Genomic DNA, 18,108 nt, shown 5'->3' with positions numbered 1-18,108 from the left:
TGGGTACGTGGCTGTTCTTTATCGACTCCTTGCCATGCACACAACCGCCGGCGCCACAATTCGCCGGTTCAACAACAAGAGAGCACCGGAATGAAAATCGCCTTCGCTTCGCCCGGTACGCCGAAATCCGGCATCCTGGCCGTCACTGTCGCCGCCGACCGCGCGCTGGGCGCGCTGGGGCGTGATCTGGATCAGAAGACCGGCGGCCTGCTGACCCGCGCCATGGAACAGGGCCGTTTCAAGGGCAAGGCCGAAGAGGTTCTGAACCTTGTCGCCCCCACCGGCCTGGACATTTCCCGCCTGCTGCTGGTTGGCATTGGCGCGCCCGGTGAGTTTGACGGCAATGGCGCTAACAATGCCGGCGCCGCCGCCTGGGCTGCTGCACAGAACACCGGTGAGGCTGATCTGGCCGTGGCACTGGATGCCCATGATGGGCTGACGGGCGACGCGGGTGAACTGGCCGCCGAGGTCGCGTTCGGCGCCGTCCTGCGTTCCTACCGGTTCGACAAGTATCGCACCACGCTGTCCGACGACAAGAAGCCGTCGATCAAGAAGGTAACGGTCCAGACCGACGCCGCCAAGGCCGCCAAGAAGGTCTGGGAGAAGCTGGAGAAGGTTGCCGACGGCATCTTCGTGACCCGCGATGTCGTGTCCGAGCCGCCGAATGTCATCTATCCGGAGACGCTGGCCGACCGCTGCGTCGATCTGTCCAAGCTGGGCCTTGAGGTCGAGGTGCTGGACGAGAAGAAGATGAAGAAGCTGAACATGGGCGCGCTGCTGGGCGTGGGCCAGGGTTCGGTGCGTCCGCCGCGTCTGGTCATCATGAAGTGGAATGGCGGCGCCAAGGATGAGGCCCCGGTGGCTTTCGTCGGCAAGGGCATCACTTTCGACACCGGCGGCATCTCGATCAAGCCCGCCGCCAACATGGACGAGATGAAGTGGGACATGGGCGGTTCCGGCACCGTTATCGGCCTGATGGCCGTGCTGGCCGGGCGCAAGGCGAAGGTGAACGCCATCGGTGTCGTCGCCCTGGCCGAGAACATGCCCGATGGCAATGCACAGCGTCCGGGCGACATCGTCACCACCATGTCGGGCCAGACGATCGAGGTGCTGAACACCGACGCCGAAGGCCGCCTCGTGCTGGCCGACGCGCTCTGGTACACCCAGGATCAGTTTAAGCCCAAGTTCATGGTCGATCTGGCCACCCTGACCGGTGCCATCATCGTCAGCCTGGGCAATGAACATGCCGGCCTGTTCTCTAACGATGACGATCTGGCCGCCAAGCTGACCGAGGCTGGTCTGAAGACGGGGGAGAAGCTGTGGCGTCTGCCGCTGTCGCCCGCCTATGACAAGGATATCGACAGCGACGTGGCCGATGTGAAGAATATTGGTCGCCCGATGAATGCCGGCTCCATCATCGGGGCGCAGTTCCTGCAGCGCTTCGTGAACAAGGTGCCGTGGGCGCATCTGGACATCGCCGGCACCGCCTGGGCCAAGGCCGACAAGGGCATGGTGCCGAAGGGTGCCACGGCTTTCGGCGTGCGCCTGCTGGATAAGCTGGTCGCCACGCATTACGAAGGCTGATATCTGATACAGGGTCAGGGGCCGGCGGAATGGCCGGCCCCTTTTCCACAGTAATTTTCCGACGGAGAAGGTTTCATGCGTCGTTCGGCCCTTGCTCTCTCCCTTGCCCTGCTGGTTTCCCCGCTGGCCCTGCTGCCGGCCACCCTGGCAACGGCCCAGGAGCCTGTCATCAAGCCGAACAGCCAGATGGTGGACGTTCTTCCTGGCGGCCATGATGGCTGGAAGAAGAGCGAGGTCCGCACCGCGGGCGGCGCCTTGCCGATGTATTCTGCTGCGACTGCGGAAGCCTCTTACCGCAAGGGCAAGGTCGAGGTCGTGGTGGGGGCGGCACGCAGCCCGACACTGTTCAAGGCCGTCACGGGCTCCATCAAGGTTCCCAGCACGCTGCCGCCGAACGGCACGGTTGAGGTGCTACATGGCAAGCGCGCCATCGTCATCACCTATCCCGAAGCGCAGGTCCCGCTTCACCAGATCCAGATTCCCGCCGGGGCGGACGGCATCGTCATGCTAACAACCCGCACCGGAACCCTGGATGACCTGCGTTCCATGGTCCAGGAAGTGGACTTCGATCCGTTCCCGCCGCGCTGACGGCTTTTACAGGGCATATTTATCGTATAATACTACTCTCCAAAATCAGGTTTGGGGAGGTTGGTTGATGCGCGTACATAATGGCCATCTGATTGGCATGGCTCTCGCCGCGACGTTTCTGTCATCGGGTGTCAGTCTGGCGGAAACGGTGCTAAGCGTGGATGCAACCGCGCCCGCTCCGGCCTTGGAAACCGGTTACCTGAGAATGGGGCAGGGGGTCAGCCCTGCGGGCGGGACGATCGGCATCAACAACCGCTATCTTACCCTGAACGGCAAGCCCTGGATGCCGACCATGGGTGAGTTCCATTACACCCGCTTTCCCGCCGATGGCTGGGAGGAGCAACTGGCCAAGATGAAGGCGGCAGGCATCGACATCGTCGCCACCTACATCATCTGGAACCACCATGAGGAGGTGGAGGGCGCCTTCACCTGGACCGGGGATCGCGACCTGCGCCGGTTTGCGCAGCTTTGTGCAAAACACGGCCTGAAGCTGGTGGTCCGGATCGGCCCCTGGTCGCATGCGGAGGTGCGGTATGGCGGTATCCCCGACTGGGTGGTGGATGCCATGCCCACGCGCGGCAATGACCCGCAATATCTGTCCTATGTCGACCGCTTCTACCGGCAGATCGCAGCGCAGGTTTCAGGTCTGCTCTGGAAGGATGGTGGGCCGGTCGTCGGGGTGCAGTTGGAGAATGAGTATAATCTGACCGGGCCGGGGCAGGGGCGGGACCATATCGCCACCTTAAAGCGCATGGCGCTGGCCGCCGGGTTCGATGTCCCGCTCTATACCGTGACCGGCTGGGACCAGACCGTCTATCCCAGCGGGGAGGTAGTGCCCGTCTTCGGCGGTTACCCGGATGAACCCTGGAAGGCCAGTCCGGAGATACTGCCTCCCAAGGAAACCTACGCTTTCCGGTTTGACAGCCGTGTCAGCGGCAATCTCGGCGCGCAGACGGTGGCCACGCGCCGGGGTGATGCCGATCCCGACATCCCCCACACCCCCTTCCTGGGTGCAGAATATGGCGGCGGGGTGCCGGCCATGTATCGGCGTCGGGCCGTGATCGACCCCGCTGATATCTCCGCGATGCTGCCAGTACAGATCGGGTCAGGCGTGAACCTGTTCGGCTATTACATGTTCCACGGTGGCCGAAATCCGGTGGGACGCACCACGCTGGAAGAGAACACCGGCATTCATGGCCACAACGACACCCCTATCATCGGCTATGATTTCCAGGCACCGATTGGCCAGTATGGCGATATGCGACCCGTCCTGCGCAAGGTGCGGCCCTTCCACCTGTTCACATCCGCCTATGGGGACCAACTGGCGCCCATGGTGCCGCATGCGCCTTCCATCCTGCCCAAGGCGCTGGATGATCTTTCCACACCCCGCTGGTCGGTCCGCAGCGCTGGTGACGCCGCCTTCCTGTTCTTCAGCAGCCATATCCGTCAATACCGGATGCAACCGGTCACAGACGTACGCTTCACCATCAATCTGCCTGGCGGCCCTGTCAGCTTTCCGTCCGTCCCGGTGACCATCCCTGCCGGATCGCATTTCATCTGGCCCGTGAATATGGACCTTGGCGGCGCCCGGCTAGCCTACGCCACGGCGCAGCCGGTGACGCGGGTGACGGTCGATGGGATCGAAACCCATATTCTGCAGGCTGAACCCGGCGTGCCAGTGGAACTGGCCCTAACGGGTGCGACGGATGTTAAGGCCCCGGGGGCGACCGTTGCCAACCGTACTGGTACGACCCTTGTTACGGGCCTGAGGCCTGGCCTGGGCGCTGCTGTCACCTTCACCGCCGCCGGTACGCGCAAACGCCTGCTAATCGTGACAGAGGTACAGGCCGAATCCCTGGTTCTGCTGCGCCGGAACGGCCAGGACATTGCGGTGGTCAGCGATGCCGATCTGTTCGCGACCGATACTGGATTTGACCTGCGCAGCCGGGGTAATCCCCGTTTTCGTTATTCCACGCTGCCGTCCCTGGGCCGTGGCGGAAAGACGGATGGGCTGTTTACCACCTATGAAAAGGCCGTGACATCAAAGCCCGATATGCCTGTAACGGTGGAGCCGGTGCGCGCGGCACAGCCTGCCCCTGCCATCCGTATCGGCGGCCCAGCCAAAGCCGCGATGCAGCCGGCTCCCGAGGCCTATGGCAAGTCGGCCGCGTGGTCGATCAGCGTTCCAGCGGACGCATTGGCCGGCGTTGCCGATGCCTGGCTGGAACTGGATTATCAGGGCGATGTGGGGCGGCTGTTCAGCGGCGTGCGTATGATCGATGATCATTACTTCAATGGTCCCGCTTGGCGCATCGGATTGAAGCGTTTCGCGGCTGAGATCGCGCAGCCATTGACCCTGACAATTATGCCGCTGCGTGCCGATGCACCCATCTATATCCAGCAGGAATGGAAACCGGCTCAGGCGGCGGACGGGCAGGTGGCGGTGCTGAAATCCGCCCGTATTGTACCGGAATATGCGCTGTCGGTGGCGGTCCCCTGATCGTGCCCCCTGACTTCACGGTCGGCTTTCGTGCTAAAGCAACGGCCGTGAACCGGGATGGGGTCCTGTCGATGACGGAACGGCGTTTCTATCACCTGACGCGCAAGACGCTGGAACAGACCCTGCCGGGCCTGCTGGAAAAGTCGCTGGAACGCGGCTGGCGCGTGCTGGTGATGGTGGGCAGCCCCGAACGGGCCGAAGCCATGAACCAGCATCTCTGGACCTACCGGCCCGATGGTTTCCTGCCCCATGGCACCGCAAAGGATGGGCACGCCGCGTTACAGCCGGTGTTGATCCATGCCCTGGCCGATGGGCCGTTGGAAACCCCACCCAATGGCGCCACGGTTCTGTTCCTGACCGACGGGGTCGATCAACCCGGGATGCCGGGCGTCACCCTGATCTGCGATCTGTTTGATGGCAATGATCCTGATGCGGTCGCATCGGCCCGCGACCGTTGGCGTACGGCAAAGGCGGCGGGCGACGAACTGACATACTGGCAGCAGAATGACGGCGGTGGCTGGGAAAAAAAGGCCTGAGGGCGTTTTTCATCCGGAAATGAAAAGGGCCGGGCATCCCGACGATGCCCGGCCCCCTCCGACCGCCTAAGCGGTCAAGGTATCAAGAATTACTTGTTACCTTCCGGCGGGGTGGTGCCCTCAGCCGGCGGGGTCGCCGGAGCAGTGCCCTCGGCCGGGGCCGGGGTGCCTTCAGCCGGAGCAGCAGCCGGCGCTTCCGCAGGCGCCGGGGCGGGTTCGGCGGCGGGGGCCGGAGCCGGCGTCTCAGCGGCCGGGGCCGGAGCCGGGGCGGCAGCCTCTTCCTTCTTGCCGCAGGCGGCCAGACCGACAACCATCAGGCCGGCAAAAACCATGGGAAGCACGCGCATTTGTTCGCTCCTTCGCTTATATGTGACCGGTTGGCGAGGGCCCATCCCCCCGTTACCGGGTACGCTTCAACGCTCCAACCTTGAAGCCTTGAGTGCATTATGACAACAGGGTCGATGGCTTTACGGGGAAGTTTTTGCGTATTTTCCCGGCAAATCACCCTCACTCCTGCCGTCTTCATGCTCAGGTTCCCCCGGAAATACGGCAATCAGATGCCATTCACAGGGTTATTCGGAGACTTAAGGGTCGCTTAGTCCTCGTTCAAGCGCGGGCGCGCCTGTTCCAGCGCTGTTTTTAGCTGCTGGGCCGTATAGGGTTTCTGCACGAAACCCAAGGGCCGCGTCTTGGCCACGCGCTCCATCGTATGCTCATCAGCATAAGCGGACAGGAAGATGCAGCGGACCCGCAATTCCTGCCAAAGCCGCTGTGCCACCTGCACGCCATCATTGGCCCCGCGCAAGCGGATGTCCATCAGGGCCAGTTGCGGGCGCTCTGCCTGTGCCACGGCCAATGCCTCCATCTCCGACGCCGCAATGCCCACCACGTCGTGGCCAAGCTCGTTCAGCGTCAATTGCACCCCCATGGCGACAAGAGCGTCGTCTTCGACGATCATGACCTTCAGGGGCGGATTGGCGGCGGGGGACACGGTCACCACGATTCCTTCAACGGGGTGGGGGGAGCCAGCCGCGTCGGCCCAATCAAGGGTCTCATGACGGCATCAATGTCTTCTGGATAGGGCATCAGCCGAATACGCACAATTCAGCCAGTAGGCACGGGCACTTATACCAAAAGTTCGCCCAATGCCAAAAGCGATAGTGCCAGAATCGAAACACCCCCGGCATTTGGCTGGCCGGGGGTGTTCAGGGACTAGGATTATTGCCCGGGGATCGGGGCGTACTTGCCGGCCGTCCAGCGATAGACGACATAGTCGGTGACCTTGCGGTCGCCCTTGGCATCGAACGACAGCGGCCCGATCACAGTGGAATAGACGCCATCGCGAATGCTGGCAGCGACCTTATCGGCATCTGCCGACTTCGCCTTGGCTGCTGCACCGGCCCAGACCTGCACGGCGGCGTAGGTGTAGAGCGTGTAAGCCTCCGGTTCGAAGCCACCGGCGCGGAAGCGCTTCACGACATCGGCGGCTTCCGGCTTGTCGCGATACTCATTGCCGAACGTCACCAGCGCCCCCTCAGCGGAAGCGCCCGCGATGTTCCAGAATTCCTGGTTCACGGTGCCGTCGCCCGACATGAACACAGCCTTCAGCCCCGCATCGGCCATCTGGCGGACCAGCAGGCCCGCCTCGGTATGCAGGCCGCCGAAATAGACGACATTGACGCCTGCATCCTTCATCTTGGTAACCAGGGCCGACATGTCGCGGTCGCCGACATTCACAGCGTCGAACATGACTTCTTTCTTGCCACCCTTGTTCAGGGCGCTGCGGGTGGCCTCTGCCAGACCGCGGCCATAGGTGGTCTGGTCATGGATGACGGCGACCTTGCCATCCTTATGGCTTTTCAGCAGCCAGGCGGCAGCCACATCACCCTGCTGGTCATCGCGTCCGCAGGTACGGAACACGGTGGTGAAGCCCTGTTCGGTCAGTTGCGGGTTGGTGGAGGCCGGGCTGATCATCACGATCCCTTCATCGGCGAACACCTTGGAGGAGGGAATCGAAACGGCGGAGTTGAAGTTGCCGAAGGCGGCGACACCGCCCTGCGTGGCCAGCTTGTTGGCGATAGCGACACCCTGGCTGGGGTTGGATGCGTCGTCCAGGTTGACCAGAACCAGCTTTTCACCCAGCAAGCCACCCTTGGCATTGATATCGGCCACGGCCATTTCGGCGCCACGGCGCATCTGTTCACCGAAAACCGCGTTGGGGCCGGTCAACGGCGCCACCAGCCCCACCACCGTGTCGGCAAATGCCGGCAGGGACGAAAGCATGGTCGCTGCCGTCAGTGCGGCGGTCAGGGTCTTCTTCAGTTGCATTGTCGCCAATCTCCCATCGGGGCGTGGAACGTGGGGGAGAAGCTATCACGCGTGACCGGCCCGTCAAATCTGTAGCGTAGTCTAGATGGCCCGAAATGCTGCTTGAACCCCGTGTCGCGATTTGCTATCCACCCCTCCACCGAACGGTAACCCTGTTTGGTTTTCGACATGTGCTTGCGGCCGTGGCGGAATTGGTAGACGCGCAGCGTTGAGGTCGCTGTGGGGCAACCCGTGAAAGTTCGAGTCTTTTCGGCCGCACCATGATCCGCGATAAGCCCCGGAACAGCAATGTTCCGGGGCTTCGTGTTTCTGGGCCCGTACCGAAGGTCGGCCTGCAATAGTGATCTTTCTTTTCGTCCTGTCCCGCATGTATTGTCTATGTGGTGACATGCAGGGGGCGGTAATGCGCGACTATTCACGGTTCGATAAATTCCTGGACAGTTTGCGTGGTGAAATCTACGCAGAGCCGCCTTCGGAACCGGCCATCTCCGTCACGGCCATGATGGTCAACCACCTGAAGCAGAATGGCGCGCTCAAGGCTGGCATGGATGTCCTGGACATCGGATGCGGGCAGGGCGTGGCCCTGGCCCATTTCCGGGATGCAGGGGCGAAGGCCATCGGCATTACCATCGGCGCCGATTATGAGGTCTGCAAGGCCGCCGGGTATGAGGTCATCGAAGCCGACCAGAGCTTTCTTGAATTTCCTGACCAGTCATTCGACCTTCTCTGGTGCCGCCACGTCCTGGAGCATAGCCCATTTCCGCTTTTCACCCTGTCCGAATATTTCCGGCTGACGCGTGTCGGCGGCCATGTCTATGTTGAGGTGCCGGCGCCCGATACATCCGCTTATCATCATGAGAACCTGAACCATTACAGCGTATTTGGCCTGTCATCCTGGCAAAGCCTGATGCGGCGCACAGGCTTCACCATAGCTGACGCCACCGCCATCAATGTGAATGTCGCATGCGGCCCGGATGTTTATTGGGGTATCCTTCTGCGCCGGGATCAGTGATCGAGACGTGTGCCGACAGGGCTGGAAATCAGCAAAGGATGGCCAGCTGCGCGCCGGCCATCCTTCATGTTTTATCTGATAACCGTTTTGCGCGGTGTCCTCTGGCTGGACAGCGGCGGTGGTAGGGGACTAACTAGGGACCAACAAAAATCCGTTCAGGTTTGTTGGGAGCTCACCCTGAAATGACCGATTCCTTCCGCGATGCGGCGTTGGATTACCACCGCCTTCCCGTTCCCGGCAAAATTGCCGTGACGCCGACCAAGCCGCTGGCGACGCAGCGCGATCTCGCACTGGCCTATTCGCCGGGCGTGGCGCATGCCTGTGAAGCCATCGTGGAGGACGAGGCGAATGCCGCCAAGTACACCAGCCGCGGCAATCTGGTGGCAGTCATCACGAACGGCACCGCCGTTCTGGGCCTGGGCGATATCGGTCCCCTGGCGTCCAAGCCCGTGATGGAGGGTAAGGGCGTTCTGTTCAAGAAGTTCGCCGGCATCGATGTCTTCGACATCGAGATCAGCGAGAAGGACCCCGACAAGCTGGTTGATGTCATCGCGGCGCTGGAGCCGACCTTTGGCGGCATCAATCTGGAAGATATCAAGGCGCCCGAATGCTTCTATGTTGAGAAGCAGCTGCGCGAGCGCATGAAGATCCCCGTTTTCCACGACGATCAGCATGGCACCGCCATCATCGTGGCCGCCGCCATCACAAATGCGCTGAAACTGACAGGCCGCGACTTTGCTTCGGTTAAGCTGGTCTGCTCCGGTGCCGGTGCGGCGGCGCTGGCCTGTCTGGATCTGCTGGTCGATATGGGCCTGCCGGTTGAGAACGTCTGGGTGAATGACATCAAGGGCGTGGTCTATCAGGGTCGCACCGAACTGATGGACCCGCGCAAGGAACGCTACGCCAAGCCGACCAACGCCCGCACATTGGACGATATTATCGGCGATGCCGACATCTTCTTAGGGTTGTCCGCCCCCCGTGTCCTGACCCAGGATATGGTGAAGAAGATGGCTGCCAATCCGATCGTGATGGCGCTCGCCAACCCCACGCCGGAAATCATGCCGGACGAGGTGAAGGCCGTGCGTCCCGATGCCATTGTCGGTACGGGCCGGTCGGACTTCCCCAATCAGGTCAACAATGTCCTGTGCTTCCCCTTCATCTTCCGCGGCGCGCTGGATGTGGGGGCCACGACGATCAATGAGGCGATGAAGATCGCCGCCGTCAACGCCATCGCCCGCCTGGCCCAGGCGGAGGTACATGACGTGGTCGCCATGGCCTATGGCGAGGCGCCGCCCAGCTTCGGCCCGGAATATTTGATCCCGCGCCCGTTTGACCCGCGCCTGATCCTGGAAATCGCGCCTGCGGTGGCCAAGGCCGCCATGGAAAGCGGTGTGGCCACGCGCCCCATCCAGGATTTCGACGCCTATCTGGAACAGCTGGGCCAGTTCGTCTTCCGCTCCGGCCTGCTGATGAAGCCGGTCTTCGCCAAGGCCAAGGCCGACCCGCGCCGCATCGCCTATGCCGAGGGTGAAGAGGAGCGGGTGCTGCGCGCCGCCCAACAGGTTATGGATGACGGCATTGCCCAGCCGATCCTGATCGGCCGCCGCGAGGTTGTGGCCCGCCGTATTGAAAAGCTGGGGCTGCGTCTGCGCTTGGACGACAATGTCCGTCTGATCGATCCGCAGAACGACCCGGCCTATAACGATTATTGGCAGACCTATCACCGCAAGATGGAACGCGGTGGTGTCTCGCCCGACCGCGCCCGCCAGGTGGTGCGCACTAACAGCACCGTTATCGGTGCCCTGATGGTGGAAAAGGGCGATGCAGACGCCCTGATCTGCGGCACTGTCGGCCTCTATGACTGGCACCTGAAGCACGTGAATGACGTGATCGGCAAGAAGCCGGGAGCGCGCGTGATGGCGGCCCTATCGGTGCTGATCCTCAACCGTGGCACTTTCTTCCTCACTGACACCTACGTGAATGCGACGCCCAGCGCGTCGGAATTGGCCGATATTACCGACCTGGCAGCAGAAGAGGTGCGACGCTTCGGTCTGTCGCCGAAGATCGCGCTGCTGTCGCATTCCAGCTTTGGCAGCCACAACGATGCCTCCGCCGTGAAGATGCGTGAGGCGCTCCAGGCTATCACCGCCCGCTATCCGAATCTGGAGGTGGAGGGCGAAATGCATGCGGATGCGGCCATCAGCCCGGAAATCCGCAGCCGCATCTTCCCCAATAGCCGCCTGCATGGGTCGGCCAACCTGCTGGTCATGCCCGACCGTGACAGTGCCAACGTCTCCTTCAACCTGCTGAAGGTGCTGGGCGATGGTCTCACGGTGGGGCCGGTGCTTCTGGGCACCGCCAAGCCGGCGCATATCCTGACCCCGTCGGTTACGGTCCGCGGCATCGTCAACATGTCGGCCCTGGCCGTCATTGATGCGCAGATGCACAGCCCGGGTAGCGCACAGGAGCGTTAACCCTCCTTTATGCGGGCCGCTGTCCGGCGGCCCGTTCCATTCTACCTTCTGGGATTCAACAGGTATGACGTTTGGTTTGAAGCAATTCCTTCATGCCGGATGCGGCATCAAGCGGCGTCATAACACGACCAGGACCTTCGCCAGTGAAGGCTGGCATGAGGTGCGGTTAGACATCGACCCGAATGTCGGGCCCGACATTATCGGATCGATGATCAAGATGGACATGATTGCATCCGGCAGCATGGATGCCATCTACTCCTCCCACAGCATCGAACACCATTACTCGCATGAGGTACCGGTGGCCCTTGCCGAATGCCTACGGGTCCTGACGCCTGATGGGTTCCTGATCATTACCTGTCCCGATTTGCAGGGTATTGCCGCACTGGTGGCCAAAGGCCAACTCATGCAACCTTTTGCAGAATCGCCTGCCGGGCCGATCTCTGCCATCGACATGCTGTACGGCCACCGTCAATCACTGGCGGCAGGTAACCAGTTCATGGCCCACCGGACCGGGTTCACCCGTGACAGTCTGGCAGAGGCATTGAAGGAAGCTGGGTTCAAGGCGATTGCGGGCATATCGCGCGGATACCCATTCTTCGAGCTGTGGATGGTCGCCTCCAAAGCGGCCTTATCGGATGCGGCCCTTCGTGAACTGGCCGCTGCACATTTTCCGGATACACCGTGAAGCTGAGACGTCGGGACAGGAGCGATTGAGCGTGGGGATTTAAGGTGCAGGAGCCTGAGCGGGCGCAGATGCATGAGATTTCGGATTTCCTGGATGCCGGTGACGCCAAAAGCGCCGCAATGGCTCTGGCCGAGCTGCATCCGTCCGATATTGCCGATCTGCTGGAACAGGCTGATGAGGATCGGCGCGAGTTGCTGATCGCGCTGCTGCGACCGCAGTTCGACGCAGAGATCCTGGCCTATCTCTCTATCGACCTGCGTGACGAGGTTGTGGAGCGGTTGGAGCCGAAGGCTCTGGCCGCGGCTGTTGCAGAACTGGACACCGACGACGCCATCGACGTTATCCAGGATCTGGACGAGGACGCGCAGCAATCCATCCTTTCCAACCTGCCGCCCGAGGCCCGGGCGCTGGTGGAGGAAGGGCTCACCTATCCGGAATATTCCGCCGGACGTCTGATGGGCCGGCAATTCGTTTCCGTGCCAGAATTCTGGACCGTCGGCGGCCTTTTGGACTATCTCCGGGCAGCCGCCACCAGCGACAAGAGCGAACTGCCGGAGCAGTTTTACGACATCTTTGTCGTGGACCCAATGCATCGGGTCATCGGCTCCGTACCGCTGTCCCGTGTCCTGCGCGCCAAGCGTGGGGTGAAGCTGGCTGATATTCTGCACGAGGATATTCACCGCATTCCGGTCACCATGGACCAGGAAGAGGTCGCGCGCCTGTTCCGTAATTATGGTCTGGTATCCGCCCCGGTGGTGGATAAGGGCGGTCGTCTGCTGGGTGTCATCACCGTCGATGACGTCGTGGACGTGATTGAGGAGGAAGCCGAGGCCGATATGCTGGCCATGGGTGGCGTTGGCGAGGACGATCTGTATCGTGCCGTCCTGTCCACGGCGCGGTCCCGCTTTCGATGGCTGGCCTTCAACGTGGTCACGGCGCTGATTTCCGCGACTGTGATCAATCAGTTCACCACCACCATCGCCCATGTCGTGGCGCTCGCCGCCCTGATGCCTATTGTGGCCAGCATGGGCGGCAATGCCGGGACCCAGGCCCTGACTGTTGCCGTTCGTGCGCTTGCCACCAAGGAACTGACGACCTCCAACGCCGCCCGCGTGATCGGCAAGGAAGTGCTGGTAGGCCTGATGAACGGCATGGCCTTGGCCGGTATTGTCGGCGGCATCACCTATTTCTGGTTTGGCCATTCCATCATCGGTCTGGTCATTGCCGGTGCCATGATCATCAATCTGATCTGCGCCGGCCTGTTCGGTGGCCTTATCCCCTTCTTGCTGGATCGCATGAAGATTGACCCTGCGGTCGCGTCGGGCGTGTTCCTGACGATGATCACCGACGTTGTCGGTTTCCTGTCCTTTCTGGGACTGGCGACGCTGTTCCTGCTGTGACGGCACAGCCTGGCCGACAGGCGATAAAATGAAAATCAATTGATGCGCGCAAACCAATGGCCAGAGAATCTGAGCAATTTTCTGCAAGAATGCCTTTTCACATGTGCAATGTGTTATTATGTCGGTTACATGTCAGAAACATTAAACGGTTGCTAAAATTTTAGTCGTTCAAAAGTTACCTGAACAGTGACAAAATTGAAACGAATATGACGTTTAAAATCCTAACACATGCAATATTGCAACACTTTTGCCCAAAGACGTCTCTGTCGTGCAAGCGCTCTTGTCCGTGACGGCAGCTGGATTTTTAACTGTCGATACGTTGGATCGGGGTATCGGACCCTGCGGCACGTCCGCATGGGCCCAAAGGTCCAACGAAAATCAAAAAGGAATGCTGAGAGATGACGAACTATCGGGTTTCCAAGTCTGGCACCCTGCGGACCGCTCTATTGACGGGCGCCGCAGCGATGGTCCTGACCTCCTTCCCGGCCATGGCGCAGAGCAGCCAGGCCAGCAGCGAGGCAGAGTCGCTGAAGGAGATCGTGGTTGTGGGCTCGCGCCTGCGCCGCGACGTGTTCAACTCGCCCTCGCCGGTGCAGGTGATCAACCGTGAGGAAAGCGTGCTGGCAGGCATGGTTTCCACCGGTGACCTGCTGCAGCAGAGCGGTGTGACCAGCGGTTCCGGTCAGCTGAACAACGCGTTCGGCGGCTTTGTCACCAATGGCGGTCCCGGCGCGAACTCTGTTTCGCTGCGTGGCCTGGGTTCGGGTCGTACGCTGGTGCTGATCAACGGTCGCCGCGTCATGCCCTCGGGCACGCGTGGTTCGGTGGGCGCCACCGACCTGAACACGCTGCCGAACGCCATTGTTGAGCGCGTGGAAATCCTGCGCGAAGGTGCGTCGTCCGTTTATGGTTCGGACGCTATCGCCGGCGTTATCAACATCGTCACCCAGAAGAATATTGAGGGCGTGACGGCCGAAGGCCAGTTCACCCGTCCGTTCGACAATGGTGGTGAGCAGGCTCGCGCCTCCCTCGTTGGCGGCACCTCGGGTGACCGTTGGCAGATCGCCGGGTCGCTGGAGTACTTCCAACAGAAGAACCTGACCCTGGCCGACCGCGACTGGACCCGTTGCAACCTGGATTACCAGCGCAACCCGACCACCGGCGCCTCCGTTGACTTTGTCGATCCGATCACGGGCCAGCCGAAGTGCTACCCGATCACCGGTACCGGCTCCAATGGCGTGACCATCAACACGCTGGGCACTGCCAGCATCACGGGTGTTGGCGCTCTGGGTTCGGTGGGCACCGCCTTCAACCGTTGGCGTCCGAACTCCGCTGTCACCACGGGCCTGCCGGGCTTCGAAGGTGTGGGCGGCGGCTCGAACAACATCAACGTCCGCGACACGTTCGATCCGCGCACGCTGAACCGTTCGCTGCTGTCCCCGGTCAAGACCTACAATTTCTTCGGCCAGGCCTCTTACGAGCTGGATGAAGAAGGCGCGTCCGAGGTTTATGCAGAGTTCCTGTATAACCGTCGCGAATCCTGGCAGACCGGCTATCGTCAGCTGTCGCTGGACTATCCGAACACCAGCCCGCTGGTTCCCGCCAACCTGCAGGGCCGTGGCACGGCCTTCGGCTCGCTGCTGCACACCGGTCCTGGCCTGCGCGCCTTCATCGGCTTTGGCAATGACAGGTCCGAGCAGGAAATCGACTTCTACAAGGGCACGACCGGCGTTCGCGGCGACCTGAAGTTCGTGCCGAACTGGCGCTATGACTTCAACGTCTCGCACGCCAACTCCGAAGGCAGCTACCTGCAGCAGTCGTTCCTGACCGACAAGACCTCCAATTCGGTCAATGTCGTCACGGCTCCGGCTGGCTTCAACTCGGCCCTGGTCCGTCCGGGTGCCAATGGCGTCGGCGTTACCTGCGCCGTCAACCTGACCAACCCGGCCGAGAACTGCATCCCGGCTCCGGTCCTGAACAGCCAGACCATCGGTGGCGTGCTGCCGCAGGACTGGGTGAACTACATGTTCCGCGACGTCGTGGGTAACACGAAGTTCCGCGAGAACACCGCCACCCTGAACATGGACGGCCCGATTTTCGAACTGCCGGCCGGCATGGTGCAGATGGCCATCGGTGCGGAATATCGCGAGTCCAAGATCAACGATACGCCCGATCCGAATTCGGTCCGTGGCAACCTGTTGAACCTGACGACGTCGGCCCCGACGCGCGGCAAGGACAATGTGTATGAAATCTTCAGCGAAGTGGAAGTTCCGCTGCTGAAGGACCTGCCGCTGGTCGAAGAACTGACCTTCACCGGTTCGGGCCGTTACACCGAGTATGACAGCTATGGTTCGGACTGGACCTACAAGGTTGGCGGTAACTACCGTCCGGCCAAGTGGATGGCCATCCGCTCCACCTTCGGTACCTCGTTCCGCGCTCCGGCGCTGTACGAACAGTTCCTGGGCACCACGTCGGGCTTCCTGTCGTCGCAGGCTGATCCCTGCAACAACTACGGCGCCGCCGGTGTGAACGCCAACGTCAAGGCGAACTGCGCTGCCGAAGGCCTGTCCCCGAACTACTCGGCGACGCAGTCGGTTCAGGTCAATTCCGGTGGCGGTCGCGCTGCTGGCGTTGAGGCCGAAACGTCCGAGAACTTCGCCATCGGTACGGTGATCCAGCCGGAACTGCCGGACGGCATGGGCGAGTTCTCGTTCGCTCTGGACTATTTCGACATCAAGATCGACAACTCGGTTACCCGTATCGGCGGCACGGAAATCCTGTCCCGCTGCTACAACTCGGTCGAGTTCCGCAGCGGTGCGCCGCTGTGCCGTCTGGTGTCGGCGCGTGAGGCCGGTACGAACCGTCTGATCATCTCGGACAGCTACACGAACATCGCTTCGTCCATCACCACCGGCCTGGATTACAACATCCGGTACGAAACGGAAGTGGGCCCGGGCGACGTGACCATCAACGGTCAGCTGACGCAGTTCTTCAAGCAGAAGAGCAAGACCTTCCCGGATCAGCCCTATGATGAGTACAACGGCACCCTGAACACGCCGGAATACACGCTGAACGCCGACCTGACCTACCGGTATGAAAACTGGAAGTTCCGTTACGGCTTCGAGTGGATCGCCAGCATGGACAGCTACGAACTCCTGGGCCTGAACCCGGCCACGGACGTTCGTATCGCCAAGGTTCCGTCGTACGACCTGCATCACTTCTCGGTTCAGTACAAGACCGACGATTGGGGCATGACGGTTGGCGTGCGTAACGCCTTCGACAAGGAGCCGCCGAAGATTTCGTCGGGTCTGACCGGTGCCAAGGCTTCTTACAGCCGCGTTGGCAATTCGCCGATCTATTCCGGCTACGACTTCTACGGTCGTCGCGTTTACGTAAACGTGTCGAAGACGTTCTGATGAAGACCGCCCCTGGTCGAAAGGCCGGGGGCGGTTTTTACAGGATGAAGTACGGGCTGATAGTGTGGTGAATGCCGCTCCATCAGCCCAAAAGAAAACCCCGATCCCGGCGTCATGCCAGGATCGGGGTTTTTGCTTTTGGCCTTTTCCCGATGGGGAAGGGCGCTTACTTCTCGTCCACCTTGGCCGGCTCCGTCTTGGCCAGGACGGTGGTGATGGTAGAGCGCAGGACGCGGACGCGGACGTTCTCAGCGATTTCCACCGTCGCCTCGTCATCGGCGACCTTCACGATGGTGCCAACGATACCGCCGCCGGTCACGACCTTGTCACCCCGGCGCAGTGCTTCCAGCATCGCCTTGTGCTCCTTCAGCTTCTTCTGCTGCGGACGGATCAGCAGGAAATAGAAGACAACGAAGATCAGCACCAGCGGGGCCAGCGACATCAGGGATTCCATGCCGCCACCCGGCGCACCGGCAGCGGCCTGGGCATAGGCCGTGGAAATGAACATCAACTGCTCCTCAAATTCTTCAAAGCCCGGCGACGCCGGATGCGGGGACTATACAAGCCAGCGGGGCCGTTGCAACCGAAACCGGCCTTCTGCCATGCGGCAAGCAGGCTTCGGCACGGCACAGACCCCGTGATAGCGTGCGGGCACCTCATCTGGCCCCGCCTGCCGCCGCGCACAAGGGGTGCCACCGAACTTTCGAGCGACCGACTGACATGGCTGACCAGGATTTCCTGCCCCTTCTGTCCCGCATCGCCGACGCCTTGGACCGTCTTGCCCCGCCGGCCCGCGCCACCGGTGACCTGTCTGCTGCCGACGCGTTCGTCTGGCATGCTGATACCCTGTCCCTGACGCCCGTGGTCCGCGTCGCCTATGTCGATTACGACCTGCTGAAGGGCATCAACCGGCAGAAGGCGCAGTTGCTGGAGAACAGCACGCGTTTCGCGCGCGGCCTGCCGGCCAACAATGCCCTGCTCTGGGGTGCCCGTGGCATGGGCAAAAGCTCCATCGTCAAGGCCGTGCATGCAAGGGTGAACCGCGATGCACCGGGCTCCCTGGCACTGGTGGAAATCCACCGTGACGATATCCCAACACTGGGCAAGTTGCTGGAGGTACTGCGCGCGTCTGACCGTCGCTGCATCCTGTTCTGTGACGACCTGTCCTTCAGCCATGATGATGGTGACTACAAGTCGCTGAAGGCGCTGCTGGAGGGCGGGATCGAGGGCCGGCCCGATAATGTCGTGCTCTATGCCACCTCCAACCGCCGCCACCTGATGCCGCGCGACATGATCGAGAATGAGCGCTCCACGGCCATCAACCCATCGGAGGCGGTGGAGGAAAAGATCAGCCTGTCCGACCGTTTCGGCCTCTGGCTGGGTTTCCATGCCTGCGATCAGGATAGTTATTTCGCCATGGTGGAGGGCTACGCCGCCGCCTACGGGCTGGACCTGACGGTGGAGCAATTGCATGCCGCCGCCGTCGAATGGTCGGTGACGCGCGGGAACCGGTCGGGCCGTGTAGCGTGGCAGCTGATCCAGGACTTGGCTGGTGCTGCGGGCAAGCGGCTGGTTTGATCCCTCA

14 protein-coding genes and 1 tRNA gene are annotated in these 18,108 nt (G+C 61.6%); 11 read left to right on the top strand and 4 right to left on the bottom strand.

The window, feature by feature from the left end; all coding sequences use genetic code 11:
- Positions 1 to 90 precede the first annotated feature (90 nt).
- From C0V82_RS04340 to C0V82_RS04325, 4 genes are all read left to right on the top strand, one after another.
- Positions 91 to 1,584, top strand: coding sequence for a leucyl aminopeptidase (locus C0V82_RS04340; RefSeq protein WP_102111266.1), 1,494 nt, complete (start codon positions 91 to 93; stop codon positions 1,582 to 1,584).
- A gap of 75 nt (positions 1,585 to 1,659) precedes the next feature.
- A complete protein-coding gene (locus tag C0V82_RS04335; RefSeq protein ID WP_054167492.1) occupies positions 1,660 to 2,172 on the top strand; it encodes a hypothetical protein in 513 nt (170 codons plus the stop codon).
- A 67-nt stretch (positions 2,173 to 2,239) separates the two neighbouring features.
- Positions 2,240 to 4,672: a beta-galactosidase gene (locus C0V82_RS04330; protein WP_199772467.1), complete on the top strand. Its 2,433-nt coding sequence runs from the start codon at positions 2,240 to 2,242 to the stop codon at positions 4,670 to 4,672.
- A gap of 71 nt (positions 4,673 to 4,743) precedes the next feature.
- On the top strand, positions 4,744 to 5,208 hold the full coding sequence (locus C0V82_RS04325; RefSeq protein ID WP_102111264.1) for a DNA polymerase III subunit chi: 465 nt from the start codon (positions 4,744 to 4,746) through the stop codon (positions 5,206 to 5,208).
- An 89-nt stretch (positions 5,209 to 5,297) separates the two neighbouring features.
- Here the strand turns inward: C0V82_RS04325 and C0V82_RS04320 are convergent, their stop codons facing one another.
- The 3 genes from C0V82_RS04320 to C0V82_RS04310 all read right to left on the bottom strand — a co-directional run bounded on the left by C0V82_RS04320 (position 5,298) and on the right by C0V82_RS04310 (position 7,536).
- Positions 5,298 to 5,555, bottom strand: coding sequence for a hypothetical protein (locus tag C0V82_RS04320; protein WP_102111263.1), 258 nt, complete (start codon positions 5,553 to 5,555; stop codon positions 5,298 to 5,300).
- Between the two features lie 248 nt (positions 5,556 to 5,803).
- Positions 5,804 to 6,205 (bottom strand): response regulator, encoded by a 402-nt coding sequence (locus tag C0V82_RS04315; RefSeq protein WP_245924151.1) that lies wholly within the window; start codon positions 6,203 to 6,205, stop codon positions 5,804 to 5,806.
- Positions 6,206 to 6,426: 221 nt separating this feature from the next.
- Positions 6,427 to 7,536 (bottom strand): branched-chain amino acid ABC transporter substrate-binding protein, encoded by a 1,110-nt coding sequence (locus C0V82_RS04310; RefSeq protein ID WP_102111262.1) that lies wholly within the window; start codon positions 7,534 to 7,536, stop codon positions 6,427 to 6,429.
- A 176-nt stretch (positions 7,537 to 7,712) separates the two neighbouring features.
- On the opposite strand from C0V82_RS04310, the gene C0V82_RS04305 reads away from it, so the two are divergent.
- From C0V82_RS04305 to C0V82_RS04280, 6 genes are all read left to right on the top strand, one after another.
- Positions 7,713 to 7,797: transfer RNA gene (locus C0V82_RS04305), tRNA-Leu, on the top strand.
- Between the two features lie 142 nt (positions 7,798 to 7,939).
- Positions 7,940 to 8,548, top strand: coding sequence for a class I SAM-dependent methyltransferase (locus C0V82_RS04300; RefSeq protein WP_102111261.1), 609 nt, complete (start codon positions 7,940 to 7,942; stop codon positions 8,546 to 8,548).
- A gap of 182 nt (positions 8,549 to 8,730) precedes the next feature.
- The gene (locus C0V82_RS04295; protein ID WP_102111260.1) at positions 8,731 to 11,022 is read left to right on the top strand and encodes an NADP-dependent malic enzyme; all 2,292 of its coding nucleotides are present in this window, start codon (positions 8,731 to 8,733) and stop codon (positions 11,020 to 11,022) included.
- A gap of 64 nt (positions 11,023 to 11,086) precedes the next feature.
- The gene (locus C0V82_RS04290) at positions 11,087 to 11,707 is read left to right on the top strand and encodes a class I SAM-dependent methyltransferase (RefSeq protein WP_199772466.1); all 621 of its coding nucleotides are present in this window, start codon (positions 11,087 to 11,089) and stop codon (positions 11,705 to 11,707) included.
- A gap of 44 nt (positions 11,708 to 11,751) precedes the next feature.
- Positions 11,752 to 13,107, top strand: coding sequence for a magnesium transporter (gene mgtE, locus C0V82_RS04285; protein ID WP_245924150.1), 1,356 nt, complete (start codon positions 11,752 to 11,754; stop codon positions 13,105 to 13,107).
- A gap of 398 nt (positions 13,108 to 13,505) precedes the next feature.
- Positions 13,506 to 16,523 carry a TonB-dependent receptor plug domain-containing protein gene (locus C0V82_RS04280; protein ID WP_102111258.1) on the top strand — a complete coding sequence of 1,006 codons (3,018 nt, stop codon included), beginning with the start codon at positions 13,506 to 13,508 and terminating at the stop codon, positions 16,521 to 16,523.
- A gap of 166 nt (positions 16,524 to 16,689) precedes the next feature.
- On the opposite strand, the gene yajC is transcribed toward C0V82_RS04280, so the two are convergent.
- Complete coding sequence (yajC, locus tag C0V82_RS04275) at positions 16,690 to 17,031, bottom strand: preprotein translocase subunit YajC (protein WP_054167500.1); 342 nt, start codon at positions 17,029 to 17,031, stop codon at positions 16,690 to 16,692.
- Between the two features lie 212 nt (positions 17,032 to 17,243).
- On the opposite strand from yajC, the gene C0V82_RS04270 reads away from it, so the two are divergent.
- A complete protein-coding gene (locus C0V82_RS04270) occupies positions 17,244 to 18,101 on the top strand; it encodes an ATP-binding protein (RefSeq protein ID WP_102111257.1) in 858 nt (285 codons plus the stop codon).
- Positions 18,102 to 18,108: the final 7 nt, after the last annotated feature.

This window comes from Niveispirillum cyanobacteriorum (assembly GCF_002868735.1).
In the GTDB taxonomy this organism is placed as follows: Bacteria; Pseudomonadota; Alphaproteobacteria; order Azospirillales; family Azospirillaceae; genus Niveispirillum; species Niveispirillum cyanobacteriorum.
The sequence above is the reverse complement of the archived record's forward strand: the minus strand, read 5'-3'. Positions and strand labels throughout refer to the sequence as shown.